Annotated in this window: 20 protein-coding genes and 4 pseudogenes; 6 read left to right on the plus strand and 18 right to left on the minus strand. The window is 42.2% G+C overall.

What is annotated here, in order from left to right:
- Positions 1-220: 220 nt before the first annotated feature.
- From secD to AB5706_RS21220, 6 genes and pseudogenes are all read right to left on the minus strand, one after another.
- Positions 221-2,647, minus strand: coding sequence for a protein translocase subunit SecD (secD, locus tag AB5706_RS21195; protein ID WP_187566047.1), 2,427 nt, complete (start codon positions 2,645-2,647; stop codon positions 221-223).
- A gap of 73 nt (positions 2,648-2,720) precedes the next feature.
- Entirely contained in the window at positions 2,721-4,082 is a 1,362-nt protein-coding gene (gene scfB / locus AB5706_RS21200) for a thioether cross-link-forming SCIFF peptide maturase (RefSeq protein ID WP_118584284.1), read from the minus strand.
- A 92-nt stretch (positions 4,083-4,174) separates the two neighbouring features.
- On the minus strand, positions 4,175-4,315 hold the full coding sequence (scfA, locus tag AB5706_RS21205) for a six-cysteine ranthipeptide SCIFF (protein ID WP_021926839.1): 141 nt from the start codon (positions 4,313-4,315) through the stop codon (positions 4,175-4,177).
- A gap of 128 nt (positions 4,316-4,443) precedes the next feature.
- On the minus strand, positions 4,444-4,794 hold the full coding sequence (locus AB5706_RS21210) for a TIGR04086 family membrane protein (protein WP_118584282.1): 351 nt from the start codon (positions 4,792-4,794) through the stop codon (positions 4,444-4,446).
- An 88-nt stretch (positions 4,795-4,882) separates the two neighbouring features.
- The gene (locus AB5706_RS21215) at positions 4,883-7,039 is read right to left on the minus strand and encodes a hypothetical protein (protein ID WP_368366308.1); all 2,157 of its coding nucleotides are present in this window, start codon (positions 7,037-7,039) and stop codon (positions 4,883-4,885) included.
- A 27-nt stretch (positions 7,040-7,066) separates the two neighbouring features.
- Positions 7,067-7,231: pseudogene (locus AB5706_RS21220) on the minus strand (DUF6783 domain-containing protein); the annotation flags it as partial.
- On the opposite strand from AB5706_RS21220, the pseudogene AB5706_RS21225 reads away from it, so the two are divergent.
- Both AB5706_RS21225 and AB5706_RS21230 read left to right on the plus strand, forming a co-directional pair.
- Positions 7,160-7,321 (plus strand): annotated as a pseudogene (locus AB5706_RS21225) (DUF6783 domain-containing protein); the annotation flags it as partial. The pseudogenes AB5706_RS21220 and AB5706_RS21225 sit on opposite strands and share 72 nt — an antisense overlap.
- 448 nt (positions 7,322-7,769) lie before the next feature.
- Positions 7,770-9,056 (plus strand): HlyC/CorC family transporter, encoded by a 1,287-nt coding sequence (locus AB5706_RS21230; protein ID WP_226815220.1) that lies wholly within the window; start codon positions 7,770-7,772, stop codon positions 9,054-9,056.
- A gap of 123 nt (positions 9,057-9,179) precedes the next feature.
- On the opposite strand, the gene AB5706_RS21235 is transcribed toward AB5706_RS21230, so the two are convergent.
- Positions 9,180-9,776 carry a YdcF family protein gene (locus AB5706_RS21235; RefSeq protein WP_368366309.1) on the minus strand — a complete coding sequence of 199 codons (597 nt, stop codon included), beginning with the start codon at positions 9,774-9,776 and terminating at the stop codon, positions 9,180-9,182.
- Between the two features lie 90 nt (positions 9,777-9,866).
- The gene (locus AB5706_RS21240) at positions 9,867-10,631 is read right to left on the minus strand and encodes an N-acetylmuramoyl-L-alanine amidase (protein WP_118578498.1); all 765 of its coding nucleotides are present in this window, start codon (positions 10,629-10,631) and stop codon (positions 9,867-9,869) included.
- A gap of 167 nt (positions 10,632-10,798) precedes the next feature.
- Between AB5706_RS21240 and AB5706_RS21245 the strand changes: the two genes are divergently transcribed.
- Positions 10,799-11,776, plus strand: coding sequence for an ABC transporter substrate-binding protein (locus AB5706_RS21245; RefSeq protein WP_173715881.1), 978 nt, complete (start codon positions 10,799-10,801; stop codon positions 11,774-11,776).
- A 112-nt stretch (positions 11,777-11,888) separates the two neighbouring features.
- Here the strand turns inward: AB5706_RS21245 and AB5706_RS21250 are convergent, their stop codons facing one another.
- Positions 11,889-12,236: a DUF6783 domain-containing protein gene (locus tag AB5706_RS21250; RefSeq protein ID WP_306467812.1), complete on the minus strand. Its 348-nt coding sequence runs from the start codon at positions 12,234-12,236 to the stop codon at positions 11,889-11,891.
- Here AB5706_RS21250 and AB5706_RS21255 point away from each other — a divergent pair.
- From AB5706_RS21255 to AB5706_RS21265, 3 genes and pseudogenes are all read left to right on the plus strand, one after another.
- Positions 12,162-12,326, plus strand: a pseudogene (locus tag AB5706_RS21255) (DUF6783 domain-containing protein); the annotation flags it as partial. The gene AB5706_RS21250 and the pseudogene AB5706_RS21255 overlap by 75 nt on opposite strands.
- Positions 12,327-12,330: 4 nt before the next feature.
- Entirely contained in the window at positions 12,331-13,257 is a 927-nt protein-coding gene (locus tag AB5706_RS21260) for an ABC transporter permease (RefSeq protein ID WP_118578496.1), read from the plus strand.
- Positions 13,250-14,044, plus strand: coding sequence for an ABC transporter ATP-binding protein (locus tag AB5706_RS21265; protein ID WP_118578495.1), 795 nt, complete (start codon positions 13,250-13,252; stop codon positions 14,042-14,044). Before AB5706_RS21260 ends, AB5706_RS21265 begins: the two co-directional genes overlap by 8 nt.
- 143 nt (positions 14,045-14,187) lie before the next feature.
- On the opposite strand, the gene AB5706_RS21270 is transcribed toward AB5706_RS21265, so the two are convergent.
- The 9 genes and pseudogenes from AB5706_RS21270 to AB5706_RS21310 form a co-directional block, all read right to left on the minus strand.
- Positions 14,188-15,174: a DUF5688 family protein gene (locus AB5706_RS21270; protein WP_173772844.1), complete on the minus strand. Its 987-nt coding sequence runs from the start codon at positions 15,172-15,174 to the stop codon at positions 14,188-14,190.
- A gap of 473 nt (positions 15,175-15,647) precedes the next feature.
- Positions 15,648-17,252: a phosphoenolpyruvate carboxykinase (ATP) gene (pckA, locus tag AB5706_RS21275; protein WP_148461930.1), complete on the minus strand. Its 1,605-nt coding sequence runs from the start codon at positions 17,250-17,252 to the stop codon at positions 15,648-15,650.
- Between the two features lie 474 nt (positions 17,253-17,726).
- Positions 17,727-18,203 (minus strand): low molecular weight protein-tyrosine-phosphatase, encoded by a 477-nt coding sequence (locus tag AB5706_RS21280; RefSeq protein ID WP_173772843.1) that lies wholly within the window; start codon positions 18,201-18,203, stop codon positions 17,727-17,729.
- A 215-nt stretch (positions 18,204-18,418) separates the two neighbouring features.
- Positions 18,419-18,592: pseudogene (locus AB5706_RS21285) on the minus strand (tyrosine-type recombinase/integrase); the annotation flags it as partial.
- Positions 18,593-18,713: 121 nt separating this feature from the next.
- Positions 18,714-20,291, minus strand: a complete 1,578-nt coding sequence (locus AB5706_RS21290) for a recombinase family protein (RefSeq protein WP_012744257.1) — start codon at positions 20,289-20,291, stop codon at positions 18,714-18,716.
- Positions 20,288-21,979 carry a recombinase family protein gene (locus tag AB5706_RS21295; protein ID WP_368366310.1) on the minus strand — a complete coding sequence of 564 codons (1,692 nt, stop codon included), beginning with the start codon at positions 21,977-21,979 and terminating at the stop codon, positions 20,288-20,290. Before AB5706_RS21295 ends, AB5706_RS21290 begins: the two co-directional genes overlap by 4 nt.
- 1 nt (position 21,980) lies before the next feature.
- On the minus strand, positions 21,981-23,672 hold the full coding sequence (locus AB5706_RS21300; RefSeq protein WP_023922627.1) for a recombinase family protein: 1,692 nt from the start codon (positions 23,670-23,672) through the stop codon (positions 21,981-21,983).
- Positions 23,673-23,780: 108 nt separating this feature from the next.
- A complete protein-coding gene (locus AB5706_RS21305; RefSeq protein WP_012744260.1) occupies positions 23,781-24,029 on the minus strand; it encodes a DUF6870 family protein in 249 nt (82 codons plus the stop codon).
- A complete protein-coding gene (locus AB5706_RS21310; RefSeq protein WP_012744261.1) occupies positions 24,010-24,390 on the minus strand; it encodes a type II toxin-antitoxin system PemK/MazF family toxin in 381 nt (126 codons plus the stop codon). Before AB5706_RS21310 ends, AB5706_RS21305 begins: the two co-directional genes overlap by 20 nt.
- Positions 24,391-24,743 lie beyond the last annotated feature (353 nt).

The raw sequence follows: 24,743 nt of genomic DNA on the forward strand, positions 1-24,743 counted from the left end.
ATCCACTGCTTACGGAGACTTAATCGTGAAGGCTCTCCTGAACGATTTAGTCGCAGTTAGCAGTTAGTTCGCTGGAGTGTTGCGCCGGCGAGTGAGCAATCACCATTGTCCGAATGCGTCCGCCTTGAACAACTTTCAACACACTAAATAGTAATAGAATTTCACACAAAAAGCAAGCCAGGACAGATGTTTCCACCTGTCCTGGCTTAAGTTCATTTAATTATCTGTCTTCCTCAGAAGAACCATTCTCAGCATTCTTAGCCGCCTCCTGGGCTGCAAGACGCTCCTGAACTCTCTTACGATTTTTCTTCTTCGGCTGGGTCTGTCCATTTGCAGCTGGAGCACTTGGTGCCTTTGCACTTGAAACAGACTGTTTAACCGGAGCAGCACCAGCTGTAGCTTTTACAGTCTGAGCCTGTCCGCCGCCGATTTTCTTTTTCATTACCAGCCAGAGAGCTCCGGTAATGCATACAGAAGAATAAGCACCGCAGATAATACCAACCATCAGCGGAGCTGCGAACTCACGGATGGAAGATACACCCATGATATAAAGAACAGCTACCATGATAAAGGTAGTAAGGGAAGTATAAATACTTCTGGTAAGTGTCTGTGTAATACTCTTATTCACCACTTCCTCGAGCTCATCTACGCGCTTGCTTCCGTGAAGATTCTCACGGATACGGTCGAAGATAACGATCGTGGCGTTGATAGAATAACCAACGATAGTCAACATACAAGCGATAAAAGTATTTCCTACGGAAATTCTGGAAATCGCATAGAATGTAAGGACAACCAGAACATCATGAAGAAGTGCAAGTACTGCGCTGCCTGCAAAACGGATATCCTTGAAACGGAACCAGATGTAAAGAAGCATGAAAATAGTGGCAACAAAAACGGCTACTACAGCATCTCTTCTCATTTCGTTGCTGACAGTGGAGGAAATACTCTCTGCCTGGATCAGGGATTCATCTACACCAAACTTGTCAACAAGTGCCTTATTCAGTGCCTCACGTTCGTCAAGATTCAGGGAACGTGTCTTGATGATAACCTGATTTGTTCCAACAACCTTAGTAGGCTGTACATTCTTATCTCCTGTAACCTCTTCCACTACAGGTGTAACCTCAGAATCAATGGTCTTAATGTCCATATCTTCGTTAAAGGTGACATTGGTAGAAGTACCACCTGAAAACTCAAGGCTGTAGTTCAGGGCTTTTCCGCCTGTAGCCTTGTGGATCAGCATAGTGGCTGGTCCGGCAAGGATCAGGATAATGGAAAGGGTGAAGCATAATCTTCTCTTTCCAACAAAGTTAATAACTTTCTTCTCTTCAGTCTTTCCATAGAATTTCTCATCGCGAACGCCAACTGCATATAATGCATTGATCACAAGTCTGGAAAATACCAGAGCTGTAAACATGGAAATCACAATACCAAGTGCCAGTGTATATGCAAATCCTTTAACAGAACCAGTACCCAGCCACATCAGAACGAATGCTGCGATCAGGGTTGTGATGTTTCCGTCAAAGATTGCGGAAAAAGCCTTGGAGAAACCAGCTTTGATCGCGGATCTTACGGTAGAGCCTGTACCGATTTCCTCACGGATACGTGCATAAATAATAACATTCGCATCTACTGCCATACCAATGCCAAGGATGATACCTGCAATACCCGGAAGCGTAAGGGTAATGTCAAATGCATTTAAGGTAAGCAGAATGGTCGCTGTGTAGAAAATCAGGGAAAGGCCTGCAACTGCACCAGGTACACGGTAAGCGATGATCATAAACAGAATTACGATGATCAGACCGATCAGACCTGCAATAAGGCTGGTGGAGATTGCTTCTTCACCGAGCTGTGCAGCTACAACGCTGGAACGAAGCTCTGTCAGTTCAAGGCTCAGGGATCCGATACGGATATAGGAAGCAAGCTCCTGTGCTCTCTCAACACTTTCCATACCACTGATCTGTGCCTTACCGCCTGTGATGGCTTCATTTACTCTTGGAGCGCTTAATACGCCGTTGTCATAGATAATCGCGATCTGTTTTCCAACATTGTTCTGAGTTGCCTCTGCGAATTTTGTTTTTCCCTCGTCTGTAAGAGTCAGATCTACCACGTACTCTCTGCTGCTGGAATTCTGCTGCTGGATTGCACCGCCTGTAGCATCTGCCACATCTGTACCTTCCAAAACCACAGAGCCGGCTGCACGGATCTCGTCAAGACTTCTTGCCAGAGAGTATCCGGTCTCGCTGCTGGAATCTGCCTGAAAATTTGCGTTTCCATCCTCATCCTGCTGTGTGATAAAGCACAGGGAACCTGGCTGGCCAAGTTCTTCCAGAATAGCATTTGCATCTGTTACACCAGGAATCTCTACATTGATACGGTCAGATCCTTCCTGATATACCTGAGCCTCTGTACTGTACTGCTCAACACGTTTCTGCAGCTTGTACACAGTATCACTCATGTCTTCACTGCTTGGGTTACTGTCCTTTGCCTGATATGTAATGCTGACACCACCAGCCAGATCAAGTCCGGTCTTGATATTCTTCATAGCACCGGTTCCTGTAGGGCCAATGCCTACAGCAGCCGTATAGCAGAAGAACACGGTAACGATGGCAGTCAGGATCAGGACTAAGATACCTCTTGATTTTTTCATTGTTCTGTCCCTTCTTTTTTGTTTTTCGCAAAAGCAGGGACTGACAGAAATCTTCGCAGCTGGCGAAGTGCTATCAGTCTTCTGCCAGTGCAGCTTTTATCATGATGGCGCACTCCACACGCTTCCTCTGGAGCTCGCATCCGATTTCATAATTGCTTCTGATATCCTTATGGGCATGATATCCGTTTGCTGCGCATCCGCCACTGCAGTAGAATCTTGCAAAACAATCCTTGCAGGCTGGCTTGGTGTAAACATTGCAGCATCCGAAATCCTTCTGGATGTCAGGTCTCGTAATCCCTTCATCCACATTTCCCATCAGATATTCTTCTTCCCCAACAAACTGGTGGCATGGGTAGAAATCCCCCCATGGAGTTACGGCAAGATATTCTGTGCCGCTTCCGCATCCGGAAAGTCTCTTGTATACACAAGGGCCACCGGTAAGGTCGATCATGAAATGGAAGAAATTAAAACCTTTGCCTTCTTTCTCGCGTTTTATCATCTCTTTCGCAAGAAGGTCGTATTCTTCCATGATCTTCGGCAGGTCTTCCTCCCGAAGTGCATACTCCTCAGATGGATCTGCCACTACAGGCTCTACAGAAATCTGCTTGAATCCAAGGTCTGCAAGATGAAGAACATCCTGGGAGAAATCAAGATTATGATGAGTGAAGGTTCCTCTTACATAATACTTGTCCTGGTTACGGGACTCTGCAAATTTCTGAAACTTCGGAAGGATCAGATCATAGCTTCCTGCCCCTTTGCGGAATGGGCGCATAAAATCGTGAACTTCCTTACGGCCATCAATACTGAGGACCACATTTCCCATCTCTTTGTTGCAGAATTCCATTACCTCATCGTTCAGCAGAACACCGTTGGTAGTAAGGGTAAAACGGAATTTTTTATTGTGGATTTTCTCCTGCTCACGGCCGTATGCTACCAGGTCCTTAACAACCTGCCAGTTCATAAGCGGCTCGCCGCCAAAGAAATCCACCTCCAGATTGTGTCTGGAGCCTGAATTAGCGATCAGGAAATCCAGTGCCTTCTTCCCTACCTCAAAAGACATGAGAGCTCGTCTTCCGTGGTACTCTCCTTCTTCTGCAAAGCAGTAGCGACAGGCAAGGTTACAATCGTGGGCGATGTGCAGACAGAGCGCTTTTACCACTGTCTGACGGTTCTTGGTAAATGTATCAATAGCATTCTCATATACATCTCTGGTGAAAAGCATGCCATCGGCTTTCAGCTTCTCACACTCTGCCACTGATGTCTTAATATCTTCTTCTGAAAACTGATCTCCCAGTTTTCCTACAATGGCAGCTGTGTCCAGACCTTCTTCCATATAAGGAAGTACTTCGTAGGTCACTTCATCCACAACATGGATACATCCGCTGTTGATGTCCAGCACGATGTTGTAGCCATTGTTCTGATAACGGTGAATCAGACTCATGTTAGTATATCCTTTCATTCTTTCCTATTGCATGAATAAGCAGCGGCTTTTACACCGCTGCTTACATACGTTTCCAGTTGCCCGACTTATTTGTTCTCGCAGCTCTGGTTTCCTACTGTACAGGATGTCTTGCATGCGGACTGACATGATGTCTGGCACTCGCCGCAGCCGCCTTTCTTTACAGTGTTCTGCAGGTTCTTTGTATTTAATGTTTTGATATGCTGCATAGTATTAGCCTCCTTATGTATATAATCTTTGCCTAGTATATCATATTTTTTTTTATTTTTAAAGCATTTTTTATTGGACAGAGTGCGAATCTTTTCAAAAAATGCGGGAATGATTTCTCAAACACGCTCTAAGACAACATCCCACCAAGAGCACCACCACCCAGACACATAAAAAAAGTAGTTACTGCATGTACCAGACTCATTTCCCATTTTCCCTGCACTACAAAAGATACTGTAATCAAAAGCAAATAGTAAAAAGCCCCTACCAGAATTCCCCATAAATACTTATCTTTGCGCAGAATTTTTCCTGACATGAAGCCTCCTGAAAAACAGGACAAAATATACACAGCTACAATTCCTGCTGACACAGGCTTTTCTCCCAGGTCAAACTGGAATAAAAGGAATGCCAGAAGCAAAAGAAACGCTCCGGTAACTGCATAGGAAAAAAGTAAAGATTTTAAAATGACTTTTACTTTCATAAAAACAGCCCTCCCATATGTAATATATGGAAGGGCTGGCTTCGTTATTCATGGATTATGAATGTCCGTTTTAATTATCCTGTCTGCTTTATCTTTTCTTTTTGCGGACAATAATCACAATAATGATCACAGCGGCTGCAGCGATCACAAGGATCACAAAGGGAAGGATCATGGTGTTGTCACCAGTTTTTACTGCATTTGAGGTCTGACTCTGACCGTTATTTCCGTTTGAGGTAGCAGCCGTATTTCCTGCAGTGTTGCCTGTAGTGTTTCCTGCAGTCTGTCCCGCATTTGTACTGGAACCTGTTCCATTTGAAGAACTGCCATCTGTTGTGCCAGAATTTATAGTTCCATCAGATGCCACACCTGGTGTATTGCTGGTTCCGGAATTGTCACTGCCGTCAGAGCTTCCGGTACCAGATGAAGAACCACCATTTCCGGTTCCTGAAGTCCCATTGGAAGAGCCATTTGTATTTCCATTGCTGATTCCATTTGAATCACCTGTATTTCCACCAGTTTCATTTCCGCTATTGCTATCCGTTTTACCCGTTCCGGATCCATTTGTTCCATTCGTACCAGCTCCGGTCACAGATGGAGACGGGGTAGGTGTTCCACTGATCATCACAGTAGGTGTAGGAGTTGGTGTACTTCCATCGCCATACGCTCCATTGGCAATATCCTCTCCTACGATTGGACGAAAACCTGCAATTCCAAACGGGCTGAAAGAATGTGTGCTGAATACCATGGTGTTTCCGTTTACACTGGGAATAATGGTCTCTGTCGCACCATTATCAAGAAGATGCTCAATCGAATATTTATATCCTTCTTTGACAGGAATCGTTACGCTTACATACTGTCCATCCGGAATTTCATACTCTGTATTATTCTTCAGATCCCATAATTTAAATTCATAGGATTGGAAGATAGTAGCTTTATCTTCATTTTTAAATTCGTAATTTTCACCACTGGTCACCTGGAACTGAACATACCAGGGAAGATCTATACCTGATACAGAAATCCCCTCACAGCTGTGATTCTGGGCTGCCCTTGCAGCCTGCTCTTCTTCTGTGAGATCTTCCTCAACAGTTGCCGGTCTTGTATCCGCTGTGGTAAAGTCAAGAGGATTATCAAATATATTTTTCTGGTCATCCTCTGTAGGGTCTGTTGTGTCTTTTACTTCCGTGGTGTCTGTTGTATCTGTGGTATCTTTTTTCTCTTCTGTGTTCTCATTTTTTCCAGAATCCCCTGTACCATCAAGAATGGTAGCACCAGGCATCATCTCACCAAAAGTTTCGTTCAGTTTTCCAGTATCTTCTGAAGAATCTGCAGTCTGCACATTGTCAGATGCTGCATCCTCACCATTATCAGAATTTGTACTCTCTATGCTATCTGCGGCTGTATCTGAACCTGTATCAGCTTTTGACTCTTCTGCAGCTGTATCTGAACTTGTATCAGCTTTTGACTCTTCTGCAGCTTCCTCCTGAATATCTTCAGAATCTACAGTTTCTTCCATTGCAGGAGCCGCTGCTTCTGTTTTTTCTGCCGGGGTTGTAATTCCCGCAGCAGCTTCGGTGTTGTCTTCAGATTTTGCTTCATTAGAAGCAGGAGTGCTCTCGATGGTTTCTTCTTTCTTATCTGCTTCACTGTTCTGCTTGTTTTCCGCATTCTCAGTCTGATCTTCTGTCTTCCCTGAAGTTTCTGAATCATTCTGCTGATTCTCACCTGGAACTGCCTCATCATCAGATTTTATATCTGTATCTTTATTGTCAGAAGTTGTGTCATCCGGGACAGATGCTTCACTGCTCTCATCACCTGTTTCCACATCTGCAGCAGTATCAGAAGGCTGATCTTCAGAACTCTCTTCTATGCTGCTGACAACAACTGTGATCTTACCTTTCACAACTTTTTTCTCAGAATCCCATCCGGAAATATAAGAAAGATCCACGTCTGCTGCTGGTTTAAATACTACTTCGCAGGTCTGCACTCTTTTATCCGGTATATATGAATCATCTGCCCAGGAAAGCGTTCCATAATCACTCTTGGGCAATGCCACTTCCGAAAGAGCAACTGGCTGATCAATTGTGATATTATCCGGAATCAGACTGGATTTCTCAAGTCTGGTCTCTGTATTCTGCCCCCATGCAGCTACTGGATAAACCTGTCCAGTCATAAGTACTGCTGTCATCGCAGCTGCCGCAAGTAATGATACGCTTTTTCTGTACATAACGTTTTTCTTCTTTTTCATCCTGGCACCTCTGTCGTAATATGTATATTAAATGTAACTGCCCACATCCCTAGAGCCTGTTTGAAAAATCATTCCCGCAATCTGCACGCCCCACTTTGCGGGAGATTTCACCCGAATTCAGTTGCCGTAGCCCGCTACGGCGCCCTCATTCGAGCGAAATCTCCCACAAATTGTGACGCACATCTTGCAGAAAGCCTTTTTCAAACACGCTCTAGCCAAATCCACATCAATCATAAAACCTATATAATCCAAAGGCAGTACAACTGTCCAAAATCAATCTAAAATTATAAACAGGTGAATTTTCACACTGTGATTCACAGTAGTTATTCAGCCCTTAACCTACACTATATCAAATCTTTACTCTTTTGTAAATATTTTGTAATAATTTATTTTTTTACCGAACTGAATTATAACACAGTTCTTCTTTTTTCGACACCCCTAATTCCACTTTTTTCGTTACTTTTCGCAATCCATAAACTCAAAGTACTGTTCATTCCGTGACCAGTAACGCGCTTCGCGATGCACAGAAAAACGAACCTTCTTGTGACAAGCACAAGAAGTAGCGTTTGCTGCGCAAACTTAATTTTCGGGTTTTCTGTGAACTTTGTTCACAAAAAACACCTCGCGGAATGTTACCAGGAACAGTAACAATTCAAATACTTTTTCCTTGCATTTTAAGCCTGAATCATGTATATTCTTTTTAATACATAAAAAAAGGAGTGAATATAGTTTGGATTCAAGTGTCCCTATACAGGCGGTCACCATACTGATTCTGGTGCTGTTGTCCGCCTTCTTTTCCTCTGCGGAGACATCCATGACGGCTGCCAACCGCATTCGGATCCATTCCCTGGCTGAACAGGGAAACAAGCGAGCCATTATCCTGGAGAAAATAATTTCCAATTCTGGAAAAATGCTCAGCACAATTTTAATCGGAAACAACATTGTAAACATTGCAGCCTCTTCCCTTGCTACCACTTTTACCATGAAAGTATTTGGGAGCATGTATATCGGCGTGGCTACCGGCGTTATGACATTACTGGTACTTCTGTTTGGCGAGATTACCCCGAAGACCATTGCCACACTGAAAGCGGATGATCTGGCGCTCACCTATGCCAGACCTATATATGCGCTTATGACAGTACTGACCCCGGTTATTTACATTGTGGGAAAACTGGCTAACGGCATTCTTTTTCTCCTTCGTGTTGATCCCAATGCGAAGAAGGACACCATCACAGAGCATGAGCTTCGTTCTATGGTAAATGTAGGGCAGGAAAACGGTGTTATTGAGAGGGAAGAAAAGCAGATGATCTACAATGTGTTTGATTTCGGTGATTCTGCTGCCAAAGATGTAATGATTCCCAGAATTGACATGACTTTTATTGACGTGGATTCCACTTATCAGGAACTTATGGATATTTTCAAAGAAGATATGCACACCCGTTTTCCTGTTTATGAGGATAACACAGACAATGTAATTGGAATTATCAATATTAAAGATCTTCTTCTCTATCCGGAAAATGAACAGTTTTCTATCCGTAAGATTCTCCGTGAGCCTTATTTCACTTATGAATATAAGCGTACCACAGATCTTATGATGGAAATGCGGAAGGCTTCCGTAAACCTTGCAATTGTTCTCGACGAATACGGCTCCACTGCCGGTCTTGTCACTCTTGAGGATCTTCTGGAGGAAATCGTAGGTGAAATCCGTGATGAATATGACGAAGATGAGGAAGAACCAATCCGTGAGATTCAGCCTGGCCGGGAGTATGAAGTTCTTGGTTCTGCCAAACTGGATGATGTCAACGAAGCACTGGGTACCAAACTTGAATCAGAGGACTACGATTCTGTAGGCGGATATATTATTGAACAGCTTGACTGCCTCCCACGCGAGGGCGAATCTGTCACCTTGGAAGACGGCATGCATCTTGTTGTAGATGAACTGGATAAAAACCGTATTGAACTGGTGCATATCTGGCTGCCAGAGCATAAAGAAAATCCAGAAGCTGCTGACGCATAAATGAATCTGTCATACTGCTGATTTTTTCATAATCTGCAAGCCTGCAAATGCCGATATTTCCGGTAGATTTCAATTGTAAAAATCCGAATGTTTCCAAAACGGATCATTCGGATTTTTCTTATCTCACCGATTTCCCAGCATTAAACAAAACTGCTTGACAATCCTGTCTATTTCGCCGGTAACAGCCTCCACACCAGTTTCTGTTTCTCTCCAGTTCTCCCTGGTAATTCCATCCGGGCAGGCCGGGCATACCATAATTACCGTCTCCGGATATAAAAGCTGATAATACATCAGCGATCTTCTGGCATGGTAAGTTTTGCAGCACAGAATCGCTTTTTTCACATGAATTTTGTGAAGGTCTGTCACCTGTCTGGAAAAAATTGCATTTTCATAGGTAAAGGTAGCCTGATTTTCCCTCAGAATAGCCTCTTCCGGAACTCCGTTTTTCAAAAGTACATTTTTAAGGAATTCCCATTCAGTCTCATAATCTCCGCCATATATTTCTTTTTTTGACTGCACACCTGCAAATTTGCCAAGTGTAATACTGTATCTTCCGCTTGGCAAAATATAGGGGGCATATCCTTCTCTATATAAAGAAGCTGCTTTTTCTGCCATATCCGGGAAACCATTTCCCGGCACGAAAATGATATCTGCTTTTTCCGGCTGGCTCTCGGCAAAAACAAACTCCTCCACATTTTTCATAAATTCATTATAATTCACGCTTTTGTTCCTTCTTTCTGCCAGAGGACTTTCCCCTGCACTTATGATTTTCCATTATAACTTTTTTTCCTGCTTTTTTCTACTTTCTTTTCACTTCGTCACAATCAACGTACAGTACCCATCCTCCCGCAATTTCTGTTCCATACGGATAGCATTATCCAGCTGTAAAAATGCACCTACCTGAACCTTATAAAGTTCTCCATCCTGCAAAATATATGCCGGATAACCTTTTTCCTGAAGCAAGTAAAGCATTCGATCCGCATTTTCCCGTTTGCGAAAAGCTCCAGTCTGTACACGGTAATACAAAGGTTCTTCACCCTGCTGCTGATCCAGAGTTCCAAGAATCGCCCCGGCAATAGCCTGCGCGATCTCAGCATTTTTTTCATCATAAAGCTGATTATCTTTGTCAGAATTTAAAAATCCGGTTTCAATAAGCAACGCCGGCATTTTTGTTTTTCGCAGCACAACAAGGCCCGGTCTTGCCTGAACTCCAATTTCACGGAATCCCAATTCGCCCAGAGCACCTACAATATTCTGTGCCATTTCATACTTAATTCCGTTTTTATCATAAACCAGCACTTCTACACCATTATACTGATTCACCTCAGGGCTGCTGTTCCTGTGAAAAGAGATAAAAAAATCCACTTTTGCCTCATTTGCCAGCCTTGCCCGCTCAAAAGGAGAAATGTAATCATCTGTAGTTCTTGTATATAAAACATCAACTCCGTTTTCAGACAGAATTCTTCCAACCTCCATAGCCAGAGCAAAATTGTCATCTTTCTCTCTGCGCCCTTTATATACCGCTCCCGGGTCGTTGCCGCCATGCCCGGCGTCAATCATAATAGAATATGGCATGTCAAAATTTCCTTTTCAAATACTATTTCTCTATTAGGATATGTAAAAAAATTACAAAAGCGACTTGACTTTTACGCTTTAAAGCGGTATTATTTTGTGCAGGCAATACTTTAAAGCAGAAAAAGCACTTTAAAACACGAAAACACTTTTTAAGGAGGAAATAAAATATGAAAAGAAAGGTTTTGTCAGTAATTCTGACCGGAGCTATGGTAGCAGGTCTTGCAGGTACAGTAACCGTACACGCTGAAGAGCAGAAAACATACAATATTGGTATCTGCCAGTTAGTTCAGCACGAAGCACTGGATGCAGCAACACAGGGATTTGAAGATGCAGTAAAAGAAGGTCTTGGCGAAGAAAACGTAACATTTGATGAGCAGAATGCACAGGGTGATTCCGCAACATGTAGTACGATCATCAACAACTTCGTATCCAGTAACGTAGACCTTATCCTTGCAAATGCTACTGCTTCTCTTCAGGCAGCTGCTGCCGGAACAAGCGATATCCCGATTCTTGGAACTGCAGTTACAGAGTATGGCGTAGCTCTTGACCTTACAGATTTTGATGGTACTGTAGGCGGCAATATTTCCGGTACTTCAGACCTTGCTCCTCTCGACCAGCAGGCAGCAATGCTGAATGAACTTTTCCCGGATGCTAAGACTGTAGGACTTCTGTACTGCTCCGCAGAACCAAACTCCCAGTATCAGGTTGATACGGTGAAGGCAGCTCTTGAAGATCTTGGATACACTTGCGAATACTACGCATTCTCTGACTCCAACGATATTTCTTCTGTTGTAACAAATGCAGTTGCAGACAGTGACGTTATCTATGTTCCTACCGATAACACAGCAGCTTCCAACACAGAGCTGATCAACAACATCTGCCTTCCGGCAAAGGTTCCGGTAATCGCAGGTGAAGAAGGAATCTGCTCCGGATGCGGTGTTGCTACACTTTCCATCAGCTACTATGATCTTGGAAAAGCAACTGGTGAAATGGCAGTTAAAATTCTGAAAGATGGTGAAGATATCTCTACAATGCCAATCGAATATGCACCAAACTTCACAAAAGAATACAATGCAGACATCTGTGCTGAGCTGGGAATTGAAGTTCCGGATGACTATGTTGCAATCGGTGCTGACGCAGAATAATTACTGGTTTATAACATATGCAGTAATGCACAATAAAAATTTTCATATTTGTTTGACAGTTAATTTAGACATTCAGTTGCTTTTAGAGCTTGTCAAAAGACTCTGACAGTAATCAACACAGACAGCGGGAAGGGAAGCCTCTCTCGCTGTTTGTGTCGTTTCTGAAGGAATGTATTTTTAAGTATATTTTATGCATAATTATGCATAAAATAGCATTTCTTCCAAAATGAATATTTCTGTTTACGCAAATAACAAAAAGCCAGTTACTCCACATACAAAACACTATAAAGATTCCAGTAACTGTCTTTTTCAAACATTTGTCCACAAAACAAATGTTGATGTTCACACAGTGAACACCAGAGTGTATTTGTAAAAGGCTTTCTGCAAGATGTGTGTCACAATTTGTGGGAGATTTTGTCCGGGTGAGGTCGTCGTAACGGGCTACGACAACCGAATTCAGGCAAAATATACCGCACAGTGGGGCGTACAAATTGCGAAAATGTTTTTTCAAACACGCTCCAGCAAACAAATCACGCATGCAGGAGGATAAAGACATGCAAATTGCAAACTTAATCATGGCACTTCCGGGTGCCGCTGCCCAGGGTCTGATCTGGGGTATTATGGCTATTGGCGTATATCTTACATTCCGTGTCCTTGACATCGCCGATCTGACCGTAGACGGTACCATGTGTACCGGAGGTGCTGTCTGCGTCATGATGATGACCAGCGGACATAACGTATGGGTATCTCTTTTAGTTGCCACTTTGGCTGGTATGACAGCTGGTCTTGTTACCGGTATTTTCCATACCTTTATGGGAATCCCGGCCATCCTTGCTGGAATCCTGACACAGCTTTCCCTGTACTCTGTTAACCTGAAAATCATGGGAAAAGCAAACCAGGCTATCAACGTTGATAAATACCCGATCCTGATTTCCTTACGCCGTATAAAAAATGTACCGATCACTCAGAACACAATTCTTATCGTCGCTTTATTTATTGTTGTGATCATCGCAGTTCTTTACTGGTTTTTCGGAACAGAGCTTGGATGTTCCCTCCGTGCTACCGGATGCAATCCAAACATGTCCCGTGCACAGGGTATCAACACTGATTTTTGCAAAGTACTTGGACTTATGATTTCCAACGGACTTGTTGCTCTTTCCAGCGCCTTGCTTGCACAGTATCAGGGATTTGCAGACGTCAATATGGGACGTGGTGCTATCGTAATCGGACTTGCTGCTGTTATTATCGGCGAAGCGATTTTCAGCCGTATTTTCCGCAATTTCGCGCTCCGTCTTCTGGCCGTAGCATTTGGTTCCATTCTCTACTATCTGGTTCTCCAGACTGTTATCTGGATGGGTATCGACACTGACCTTCTGAAAATGCTGTCTGCACTTGTAGTTGCTGTCTTCCTGGCAGTGCCTTACTGGAAGGGAAAATATTTCGCAAAACCAGCAAAACGCGGAGGTAAGAACAATGCTTGAGATCAAAAACATATATAAAACCTTTAATCCAGGAACCATCAATGAAAAGGTGGCTCTGAACGGGCTTTCCCTGAAATTAAATGAAGGCGACTTTGTTACTGTCATCGGCGGCAATGGTGCCGGAAAATCCACAATGCTGAACGCAGTTGCCGGTGTATGGCCAGTAGACGAGGGACAGATCATCATTGACGGAACAGATGTCACCAAACTTTCCGAGTACAAGCGAGCAGCTTATCTGGGACGTGTATTCCAGGATCCCATGACCGGAACTGCTGCTACCATGGGTATTGAAGAAAACCTTGCTCTTGCAAAACGCCGCGGAAAAACAAGATTTCTTCGTTCTGGTATTACAAAAGCCGAACGAGAAGAGTACAAAGAGCTTCTGAAGATTCTGAATCTTGGTCTTGAAGATCGTCTTACCTCTAAGGTGGGTCTTCTTTCCGGAGGTCAGAGACAGGCACTTACGCTTCTCATGGCAACCCTTCAGAAGCCAAAGCTTCTCCTTCTTGATGAGCATACCGCTGCCCTTGACCCCAAAACAGCTGCCAAGGTGCTGGATATCACAGACAGGATTGTCAACCGCGATCACCTTACTACACTGATGATTACGCATAACATGAAGGACGCTATTGCTCACGGCAACCGCCTGATCATGATGATGAATGGAAAAATCATTCTTGATATCCAAGGAGAAGAAAAGAAAAAGCTTACCGTAAAACAGCTTCTTGATAAATTTGAGGAAGCCAGCGGAGAAGAGTTCTCCAACGATTCCGCAATTCTCGGATAGAAATTCATAATTTGGTTTTTAGAAACTGCAGCAGATTGGTTTACAATCTGACTGCAGTTCTTTTTTGCAATCAAAATTTCTGCCGAAAACACCCATTGTACAAAAAGTCCGAAAATGACGTAACTACACTTGTTTCTATCTGTTTATCCGTTCTCTTCACTGTCAGATTTCAACTTGTTTAAATCAATAAATACGGTGCCTTTATACATCAGAAAATCTCCGGTCTCTCTACAATATCTGTATATTTTGTCCGTGAGAAAATCTTCTTCCGGAGTTGCCTCCCGCAAAGTTTCTCTCAAAACATTTTCAAGATCCTCCGGATAGGAATGATCAGCGTTGTGGATCATCACCTCATGAATGCTCGTAAAAACCATATAGAAATCTGCATCCATCAGATCTGCAAGCCTTTTGGCCACGCCTGGCAAGAATATTGCAACGGCTCCGTTTGTCCTTCTGGCAGTGCTCAGACAGCTTCCGATGCTGTCCCTTGTCAGATAGAATTCATGGTTCAGATCCATGAAGCATTCTCCATCATAATCTGGATTGTAGACCAGTTTTTCCCAATAAAAAATTCTGGGCGGCGAAATAAAATACGTATTTAGAAGAGCTGCGTCAAAAACTGTCTTTTCATCCTTTCCCCATTCTTTTATGTTATCCGTGCGTATTTTCATGCTGCTGATCCGGCCATCCAAATTTCCCACCTGCATGTATAGCACAAGTGCAATATCGCCCACTACACGGTATACTGCCTTCGACAGTTCCCGTTCATGGCGTTCTACATTAAGTGCCCGGATAAAAAGATCATTTTTCACCTTTTCGTAGTTATTCAGATTTTTGGTTTTCTCAAAAAATCCAGCTGTTTTTAATTTACGTATTTCACTTTCCACTGTTTTTGCAATCTGTTCCAGTGAAACACCATCCTCATAATCCTCAAAAAGCTCTTCCGTGTGAATTCCGCAGACTTCTTTTCCCACTGAAGACGCATTGCACTCTACAAACAGCCGGTCGCCGTTTGGTGTCATGCCATTTTCGTCCCGTTCTTCAAAGTAAATCTGTTTCTCATTAAGTCCAAGCCATTCCATTAGAGATTGGCGCAGACTCTCCACAAATACCTCATACTCTCTGCTCATATATAATTCCTTTCTTGATAAAAACGGGCGAAATGCCCTAACGAATACTGACCTTGCTGTGCACTGCAAATGATCCGTATTTGAAATAAAAGATGGAAGCAGATATTTAGAAATAGATAAGGCTTCCATTTGAGTTGCTGTATGGATAGTATATAAGATATGAATGTGTTTGTAAAGGATTTTCTATCGACAATTTCCCCTTGCAATAAAAGCTGTTATTACTGTTCACGACCTTCACAGCAGCACGCTTCGCGATGCACAGAAATCATGTTCACATGATTTCGCGCTGTAATTCTCGTATTTGCTTTAAACTTTGTTCACCCAAAAAACGCCTCGCGGGTCGTTAACAGTGAATAGCAACAAGCTGTGATGGTTGTTTTCTTTATTCATAGAAAACATTTTATAAATATTGCCAGTATAAACAACAAAGGGCCTGCCGTAAATACGGCAGACCCATAAATAATCTTAAATGATTATGCCTGAGGACCAGCTGCAACAAGTGCTTTACCAGCTGCATTTCCTTCATATTTCTTGAAGTTCTTAACGAAACGATCTGCAAGATCTTTTGCTTTAACTTCCCACTCAGAAGCATCAGCGTATGTGTCACGAGGATCAAGGATACCTGTGTCAACGCCTGTAAGCTCTGTAGGAACCTCAAAGTTAAAGAATGGAATCTTCTTAGTCGGTGCTGTTAAGATAGCGCCGCTGAGGATTGCATCGATAATACCACGAGTATCTTTGATGGAGATACGTTTTCCTGTTCCATTCCATCCTGTATTAACCAGGTATGCTTTTGCTCCGCTCTTCTCCATTTTCTTAACCAGCTCTTCAGCGTATTTTGTCGGATGCAATTCAAGGAATGCCTGTCCGAAGCAAGCTGAGAATGTAGGTGTAGGCTCTGTGATTCCACGCTCTGTACCAGCAAGTTTAGCTGTGAATCCAGACAGGAAGTAGTACTGAGTCTGCTCTGGTGTCAAGATAGATACTGGAGGAAGTACTCCGAATGCATCTGCGGAAAGGAAGATAACATTCTTAGCAGCTGGTGCGGAAGAAATCGGGCGAACGATTTTCTCAATGTGGTTGATCGGATAAGATACACGAGTGTTCTCTGTAACGCTCTTATCAGCGAAATCAATCTTTCCTTCTGCGTCAAGTGTAACGTTCTCAAGAAGAGCATTTCTCTTGATTGCATTGTAAATATCCGGCTCAGAATCCTTGTCAAGGTTGATAACCTTAGCATAGCAACCGCCCTCGAAGTTGAACACTCCGTTGTCGTCCCAGCCGTGCTCATCATCACCGATAAGGAGTCTCTTAGGATCTGTGGAAAGTGTAGTCTTACCTGTTCCTGAAAGGCCGAAGAAGATAGCGGTGTTCTCACCGTTCATATCTGTATTTGCAGAGCAGTGCATGGAAGCGATGCCCTTAAGTGGCAGATAGTAGTTCATCATGGAGAACATACCTTTCTTCATCTCTCCGCCATACCATGTATTGACAATAACCTGCTCGCGGCTTGTAATGTTGAACATTACAGCTGTCTCAGAGTTAAGACCTAATTCTTTGTAGTTCTCTACTTTAGCCTTGGAAGCGTTGTAAACAACGAAATCTGGCTCGAAGTCTTTCAGTTCTTCTTCTGTAGGCTGGATGAACATGTTTGTTACAAAGTGTGCCTGCCAAGCAACCTCAACGATAAAACGGATTGCCATACGAGTATCTTTGTTAGCACCGCAGAATGCATCAACTACGAAAAGTCTCTTGTCGGAGAGCTCTTTCTTAGCGATCTCTTTCACTGCTTCCCATGCTTCCTGTGATGCAGGATGGTTATCATTCTTATATTCGTCAGATGTCCACCATACGGTGTCTTTAGAATTCTCATCCATTACGATATATTTGTCTTTAGGAGAACGTCCGGTATAAATACCTGTCATAACGTTAACAGCGCCAAGCTCGCTGACCCGTCCTTTTTCAAAGCCCTCAAGACCTGGTTTGGTCTCCTCTTCAAATAACATTTCATAAGAGGGGTTGTAAACAATTTCTGTAGTTCCGGTAATACCATACTTTGTTAAATCGATTTTTGCCATCTTACACTTAACCTCTTTTCTCTAAAATGGAATTCATCTGCGAATGCAGATTTATAGCTTCAGTCCGCATCTCACCGTAATACATATCAAAGAATATTACCTGCGGTCACAGCCTCTATGGTACAAAACCAAAGGAATGGAACCGGATTGATTCCCTTTTTCCTTATCCTATATTATACATATCTGAAGGATAAAATCAACACAATTTTCCGTTTTTTTGTATTTTTGTTAAAGTTTTATCATATAGAAAACACGCCTCTGACATTTTATGAGACGTGTTTTCTAATGATATTTTTATTGCATTAGAGCGTCATTGCGAAATTCTTAGATTGAGGTTATTGTAGTCCTGTTGAATAAATTGTCACTAGAATAGGGAATAGAAAATGTTCAAAACGCACATTTTTGCATTGTTTTTTTGTTTTTACTATTTTTATTTCATCATTACGTTTATCATATTGCGTATACTCTTCCAACCTATATCTTCTCATTTTTCTCCAGATACGCAAGAAATCCTTCGCAGCCTTCTACTACATCTCTATAAGTAGATTCAAAATCCCGCGTATACCACGGATCAGCAATATCTCTGGGATTATCTGAATAATCCAGTAAGAGCTTCACTTTCCCTTCCGGATCCTTTCCTACAATTCGCAAGATATTCCGAATGTTTCTCTCTTCCATTCCCAGAATATAATCATATTTTCCATAATCTGCTTTGGTGATCTGTACCGCTCTTTTCCCCTCGTAGGAAATCCCATGCTTTGCCAATTCCCGCTTTGCCGGCGGATAAACCGGATTCCCGATTCCATTCCAGATTTCCTCTGTACTAGTGGCTGCAGACGCAATGTAAAATTTAGCCTTGATACCTCGTTTCGTAACCATATCCTTCATAACGAATTCAGCAATAGGGCTGCGGCAGATATTGCCGTGGCAGACAAATAACACACTTATCATTGCTTAAAACTCCTTGAAATGCTGTATTTACGCTGTTTACAGGCATTTTCCGATAATCTTCAATCCTGTCATTTTCCTGTATATCACAGCATAAATTCGTATATTTTCTTATCCAAATTTAGTAACTTCTTAGTAATAATCAGCCTGGAAAACAGGCTTTCTAAGAACCTTATCATCAGATTATTTTTAATTCTTTTTTCTATTATTTTATCATACTATGCCAGTTTTGCAATCCTATTCATCTCTTCTTTTGCATCAATTAATCCCAGATGCGTATATACATTTAACGTAACCCCTATATCAGAATGTCCCATTAAATATTGGAGTGCTTTCGGATTCATTCCAGCTTTCGCCATATTGGAACAATATGTATGCCTACATACATGTGGATGTGTCAAGTATAGGACAAAAAAAATTTTATTTTTTTCTGCCGAAGACTATCTGACGCTTCCATCAGGTAGTCCCAGCACCTTTATTATCTTTTGATAAGTCATTCTTGTCCTGCTCAAGTTATCTCTGTTCTGAAAAAATATCGTCAAAATTCCATTCGATTTCAATTTCATCCTGACTATGAACACGGATCACCTTGATAACCTCACGCAGCTTCTCTGTATCGAACTTCTGAATTCCCAAGAAATCTTTTAGTTTTATTTTATCAGAAAGTTCATTTTGTTCAAGAAGCTTTTTACTATTCTTCGCATCTTCTATCTTTCGTTTTATTTCATCCAGCTGTACACTTATCTTTTCAGCTCTCTGCTTATACGAATCACGATCTATACGACCATCTTTGTAATCATCATAGAGTTTCATCTTTTCCGAGGTCAACTGTCGGCTCTGTTTTTGCAATTCTGTAGTATTGATCTCTTTGTATTCACATTGTCTTTTGGAAGATACTTTCTTTCCTTTTTTCAACATTGACGCTGCATACTGACGGACAAGCCCAAGGATATTCTCCTCCATCGGTTCCCTACGAATCACCAGACTTCGGCACACAGGATCACCATTGGTTCTGGCATCTGAACATTTCAGCAGATGCTCTGTTTCTTTTAACAGAGAATGCCCACAGTTGGCACATATCAGCAAGGCCGGCTGTTTTTTACGTCTTTCCAGAGTAAAATTGGTGCGTGATTCTGCAACACTTCTCTTCTTTTTCGGATGCATTTCATTTGCTTTTTCAAACAATTCCCTGTCTATAATTGCCGTATGATGATTTTCCAGGCGAACCCATTCTGTTTCATCATTCAGAACTGCTTTATGGCCCGTATGCATACTGCAACGTGTTTTGCCCCAGATTCTGGTTCCAATATAAATCTCATCCCGGACGATTGCCGATACTGTCGTAGGGCTCCAGTGTTTCTTTTTGATCGTGTCAAACCTCTGGAACTGCACCTGATCCCCTCTTGATAATTTCTGCTCATCACAAGTAGCAATCGCCTGTCTGTTCAATTCCCTTGTAATATCTGCAAAACTTGTTCCCTCCGCTGCCATCTGAAAAATCATTTTCACGACTTTTGCAGCCTCCGGATCAACTTCCAGCCTTCCATCTTTTCCTTTTTTATAGCCATATCTGGCATTTACCGGAAGACGTGTACCATTTTTTGTTCTCGTCTGCATTGCTGATGAAATTTTCTTGGACAAATCCAGGCTATACATATTGTATACCAGATTCTGCAATGCCACATTCATTCCACCAGTCATTCCGCTGCTTGCTGCACTGTCATAGCTGTCATTAATCGAAATAAATCGAATCTGCAGAAGTGGAAAAATATATTCAATATAAAATCCAACTTCCAGATAGTCTCTTCCGAATCTGGAAAAGTCTTTTACAACTACACAGCCGATTTCTCCACTTTTCATGTCATCCTGCAGCTGTTGAAATCCCTGCCGTTTAAAATGAGTACCGCTGACACCATCATCCACATATTCCAGGATATCTGCCTCATCTACACCCAGCTGATCAATCACAAATGATTTTAACAGAATTCTCTGAGAAGTTACACTGTCGCTCTCTTTTTTAGCTCTGCCATCTACATTGTCATCTTCTGCGGATAAACGGATGTAAACAGCTGTTTTTCTATGATCTGTCATCTTGACTGCGCCTCCTTCTCTTTCTTTAATTTCTGTAAATCTGCAAACTGATCGTCATATACCAGCTTGATCTCATAATCATACTTACCATGGATAATAATTGAATCCACAAAGGCATCTGCCATTTCTTTTGTCAGCTTACGCTTTGACATATAAGTATGTATCACTTTTCCCCATCCTTCCTCGATATGATAATCCTTGGAATACCGTACCTGTGCCGCCAATACTACATCCAGGCGGTTCTTGATGTTTTCTATTTCATTGGAATAGATCCGAGAAAACTGTATGTATTCTTCTTCTGTAATCAGACGTTCCGAATAATCCTCATATAAATCAGATTTACGCTTGCTGATCCTGCTCAACTCCCGCCGAAGTTTCCCCACTTCCTTATCCAGAAGCAAATACTGTGTCTGGTTTCTGGAAGCAGAATTCATTTCACGGATCAGTTTCTCTGTATCCAATACGGCTTTCATATGTGACTGGATCAGGCGAAGGACGTCTTCATCCACGTATTCTTTTTTGACTCTGTGCCCCTTACACTGATTTCCTCCGGATTTATGGTTCGCATCTGCACCACAGATATAATAAAATGTCCCTGTTTTTTCTCTGGACAACACCATGCGGTTCCCACAACCCCCACACCTGATCTTGCCGGTATAGAAATTATGATTCCGAATGGCTCCATTATTCAGCTGATGCTTCTTTTTGTATGCTTCCGTAAATTCCCGGATTTTTTCCTGTACCTGCCGGAACAGTTCTTTATCAATAATTCCTTCGTGGGTATTCTCAGCATAGAGCCACTCACTCTCCGGTAGATTTCTCTGCTTGTTTCCTTGAAAAACACTCTGCTGATATTTTCCATATACAGAATCTCCGGTACAATGGACATCCTGAAGTACACGTTTCACTTCATAATTATTCCAAGGTTTGGATTCCGGTGAAGGCTTTTCGCCTGTTTTATAATATTCCCTCTGCAAAGTCGGGGAAAGGATACCATCTGTATTCAGTCTTTTTGCAATATCGCTGTAGCTGCATCCATCCATATACATAGTAAAAATTTCTCGTAAATGTCCGGCAGCCTCCTCGTCAACTACCAGCTGGTGTCTGTCCTGTTCTGATTTCCTGTATCCATAAGGTTCCCATGCACCAGTAAATTTTCCTTCTTTCCACAGGGCTTTTTTGGCACTGCTGCTCTTTTTTGCAAGGTCTTTGGAATAAAACTCATTGATGATATTTTTTAAGGGAACTGTCAGATCCACTCCCTCACGGAAAGAATCAAAGTCATCCGTCACAGCAAGAAACCGCACATGAAAAAACGGAAATACACGCTCAATATAATTACTTGTCTCTACATAATTCCTTCCAAGTCTGGATAGATCCTTTACAATCACACAGTTAATTTTTCCATGCTTGATATCTTCCATCATCTGCGTAAAACCAGGACGGTCGAAATTTGTACCAGAATAATCAGAATCCTTATATATTTCTGCAACTGCGATGTCTTCCGTATCTGCCACAAAGTTTTTCATCAGTTCCACCTGGGTTTCTATCGTTCCTCTTTCTAAGGTTTCTTCTGTTTCCATTGAAATTCTGGCATACAATCCTGCCCGGAACGGTCTGCTCACCTCTGTCTGGACGGTTGCACTGCTGACTACTTCCGGAATGTTTTTCCTGCTCTTTCGTGCCATTTTATACAACCTCCTTTACATTGACCTGCAGATTGTTATCATCATCTATTACCATATCAACTCCCATAGCAGGTAATTGATTCAGCAATGTCTGATAACAATCATCAAAATCAAAAGTGATCTCTATATTCTTTTTATCATATACTCTGATTTGCCTGATCAGTTCTACCACCACAGTGCGGGACAGTTCTTCAATATCCTGATATTTCACAAAATAATCCAGCCAGGTATTGGCTTTGTCTGCTTTTTCCAGCTCGTTATCCATTTCTTTCTGGATCGCACGGATACTCTCTTCCGCATTTCTAAGCCGCTTTCCATATGCTGCATGAAGCTCTACATAGTCTTCTTTTGATACAATGCCCTCTTTCATATCCGAATAGAGCATCATCCGTAACTCCTTACAGCGTTCTTTCTCCTGCTTTTTCTTCTCCAGCCTGTCCTGCAGCTTTTTCATATTGATCTCCTGAAATGGCACAGTACCGATAAATTCCAGGACTCTTTTCAGGTGCAGGATATTCTGGATATGCTGTTTCAACATCACTAATACGGCATCTTCCAGATCCTTTTCCGGTATTCTATGACTGGAACAGCGTTTTGTTTCTTTATTTGTGGAACATAGATAATAAGCATATTTTTTTCCTGCCACAGTAGAAACCTTTCTTGTCATAGGTGCTCCACAATCCGCACATACAGCAATTCCGGATAACAGATATACCTGCTTTTGGTCAGGTGAAGTACGTGTATCCATGCCAAGAAGCCTCTGAACAATTTCAAAATCACGGTCACTCACCAGAGGTTCATGATTTTTCTCAATCCGGATCCAGTCATCTTCCGGTTTCACATAAGTCTGCTTCACTTTATGGTTTGGAGTTGTCCTTTTTCCCTGTACAAGGTTTCCGATATAAACCTCGTTTTCCAGTATCCTGCGGACCGTAACGGAACTCCAAAGTGCCTGTTCTTTCTGCCGGAAACCTGTTTCATAACGACTGCCGCTGCTTATTTTATACTCAAATGGGGAAAGAATACCCAGTTCATTTAAACGATTAGCGATCGCATCCTGACTCATTCCCTGCAGCTTCATCTTAAAAATATCCTGTACTACACCGCCCGCCGATGGATCAATCTCTAATTTATGCTTATCTGTCTTTGTCTTCCTGTATCCAAATGCTACAAACGGAGTCACGCACTCGCCTTTTTTCCTCTTAATCTCAAGATTACTCCTGATCTTAATAGAAATATCACGACAATAAGCATCGTTGATTAAATTTTTAAATGGGATAATGATTTCGTCTGCCTGATTCTTTCCCTTAAGACTGTCATAATTATCATTGATGGCAATAAAACGCACACCAAGAGCCGGGAATAATCTCTCGATATACTTCCCGGAATCAATATATTCCCTTCCAAATCGTGATAAATCTTTTACCACTACGCAGTCTACAATCCCATGCCGGATATCTTCCAGCATTGCCTGGAATGCAGGGCGCTCAAAATTAGAGCCTGAGTAGCCATCATCAACTCGGACTGAAACAACTTCAATATCTTTTTTGTCTTTCAGGAAATCCAGAATCAAAGCTTTCTGGTTAGAAATGCTGTTACTTTCCAGTTTTGCTGAACTGGAAATATCGCCATCTTCTTTAGATAATCTGACATAGATGGCGGCATGATAGATTTTGTTGATATTCTGATACATATCTTACCTCCTTTTATTACGTCAGAAAATCCATGTAATAAAAGGGGGCTGCATAATTTGTCCTTACCGACATTCTAACACAGTCCCCTCAATTTTACCAGTACTTTTTCAGACACTCAGAAGCATATTCTCAAATGCCTGCTCCATAGATATACCGTTATTTGCAAATCTGACTTTTACTTTCATATTACCGATCCGGACCAGATAAGGATTTCCTACTTTATTCAGAAAAATATCTCTCCGTTCCTGAAGCGATTTATTTCTGTCTGTTTTTATCATCCGTAGATCAGTCATTTCATTGATATCCACATCACTGAAATCCTGATCCAGATAATTTCTATATTCCTCTGCTGTCATGCCCTTCTCCTTCCATTCCCATCTGAATCCGTACTGCTTTCAGTACCCGATCCAGGCTCCACTTATTTACTCTTCCGCATTTCTCAATAATACATTTTGTAGAAATACTCATAACCTGTTCAGCCAATGCCAGGCTTCCTTTTCGGATCCCTGTCATATCGTACTTACTGATAAATACATGTGTTGGCAAATACCGCTTCTTATATATTCTTGACGTCAGCGGAACTACTGTAATGACTGAACTGTATGTATTAGCTTTGTTGTTACTTACTACGATCACCGGTCTTACTCCACCCTGAACCGAAGTTGTCGGAAACATACCGAGATCCGCCCATAAGATATCTCCTCTTCGAATCGTCACTTGTCATCTCTCCAATCTTTTTTTATTTGTAAAGCATCCCTAGCGCTATATTGGCTCCACAGGAATACGGCAGAGTTCCTTTCCAAGATGGAAAGCTCTGCCGCATAACCTCTATAACCAATTTGATTATTAAACAGTGCTCGCTCGATTCTATTTATCCTCGATACCCCGAATCGTTACTCCTGCATCTGCAGGAAGGGAATAATAACCTGTCCGAATGCTATACTCCGGACCACAACCCAAAAACTCTCGTTTCCAGGCTCTGGCAGTTCATAGGTTTACCAATTACAGACTTCTCAGGGTCTGCAAGTGTATCGCATCTCACACATGTCATCGCATCACCAGCCTGCCGA

The sequence above is a fragment of the Ruminococcus sp. RTP21484sp1_RTP21277st1_D2_RTP21277_210401 genome, from assembly GCF_040924225.1.
Taxonomy (GTDB): domain Bacteria; phylum Bacillota; class Clostridia; order Lachnospirales; family Lachnospiraceae; genus Blautia_A; species Blautia_A faecis.

What these genes read in the sequence shown, in the direction of transcription:
- AB5706_RS21280 (WP_173772843.1), bottom strand. Translation starts at nt 18,203, where the DNA reads ATGATAAGTGTGTTATTTGTCTGCCACGGCAATATCTGCCGCAGCCCT.
- AB5706_RS21290 (WP_012744257.1), bottom strand. Translation starts at nt 20,291, where the DNA reads ATGACAGATCATAGAAAAACAGCTGTTTACATCCGTTTATCCGCAGAA.
- AB5706_RS21265 (WP_118578495.1), top strand. Translation starts at nt 13,250, where the DNA reads ATGCTTGAGATCAAAAACATATATAAAACCTTTAATCCAGGAACCATC.
- scfA (WP_021926839.1), bottom strand. Translation starts at nt 4,315, where the DNA reads ATGCAGCATATCAAAACATTAAATACAAAGAACCTGCAGAACACTGTA.
- AB5706_RS21300 (WP_023922627.1), bottom strand. Translation starts at nt 23,672, where the DNA reads ATGTATCAGAATATCAACAAAATCTATCATGCCGCCATCTATGTCAGA.
- pckA (WP_148461930.1), bottom strand. Translation starts at nt 17,252, where the DNA reads ATGGCAAAAATCGATTTAACAAAGTATGGTATTACCGGAACTACAGAA.
- AB5706_RS21240 (WP_118578498.1), bottom strand. Translation starts at nt 10,631, where the DNA reads ATGCCATATTCTATTATGATTGACGCCGGGCATGGCGGCAACGACCCG.
- secD (WP_187566047.1), bottom strand. Translation starts at nt 2,647, where the DNA reads ATGAAAAAATCAAGAGGTATCTTAGTCCTGATCCTGACTGCCATCGTT.
- AB5706_RS21210 (WP_118584282.1), bottom strand. Translation starts at nt 4,794, where the DNA reads ATGAAAGTAAAAGTCATTTTAAAATCTTTACTTTTTTCCTATGCAGTT.
- AB5706_RS21295 (WP_368366310.1), bottom strand. Translation starts at nt 21,979, where the DNA reads ATGGCACGAAAGAGCAGGAAAAACATTCCGGAAGTAGTCAGCAGTGCA.
- AB5706_RS21270 (WP_173772844.1), bottom strand. Translation starts at nt 15,174, where the DNA reads ATGAGCAGAGAGTATGAGGTATTTGTGGAGAGTCTGCGCCAATCTCTA.
- AB5706_RS21215 (WP_368366308.1), bottom strand. Translation starts at nt 7,039, where the DNA reads ATGAAAAAGAAGAAAAACGTTATGTACAGAAAAAGCGTATCATTACTT.
- AB5706_RS21245 (WP_173715881.1), top strand. Translation starts at nt 10,799, where the DNA reads ATGAAAAGAAAGGTTTTGTCAGTAATTCTGACCGGAGCTATGGTAGCA.
- AB5706_RS21260 (WP_118578496.1), top strand. Translation starts at nt 12,331, where the DNA reads ATGCAAATTGCAAACTTAATCATGGCACTTCCGGGTGCCGCTGCCCAG.
- AB5706_RS21305 (WP_012744260.1), bottom strand. Translation starts at nt 24,029, where the DNA reads ATGACAGCAGAGGAATATAGAAATTATCTGGATCAGGATTTCAGTGAT.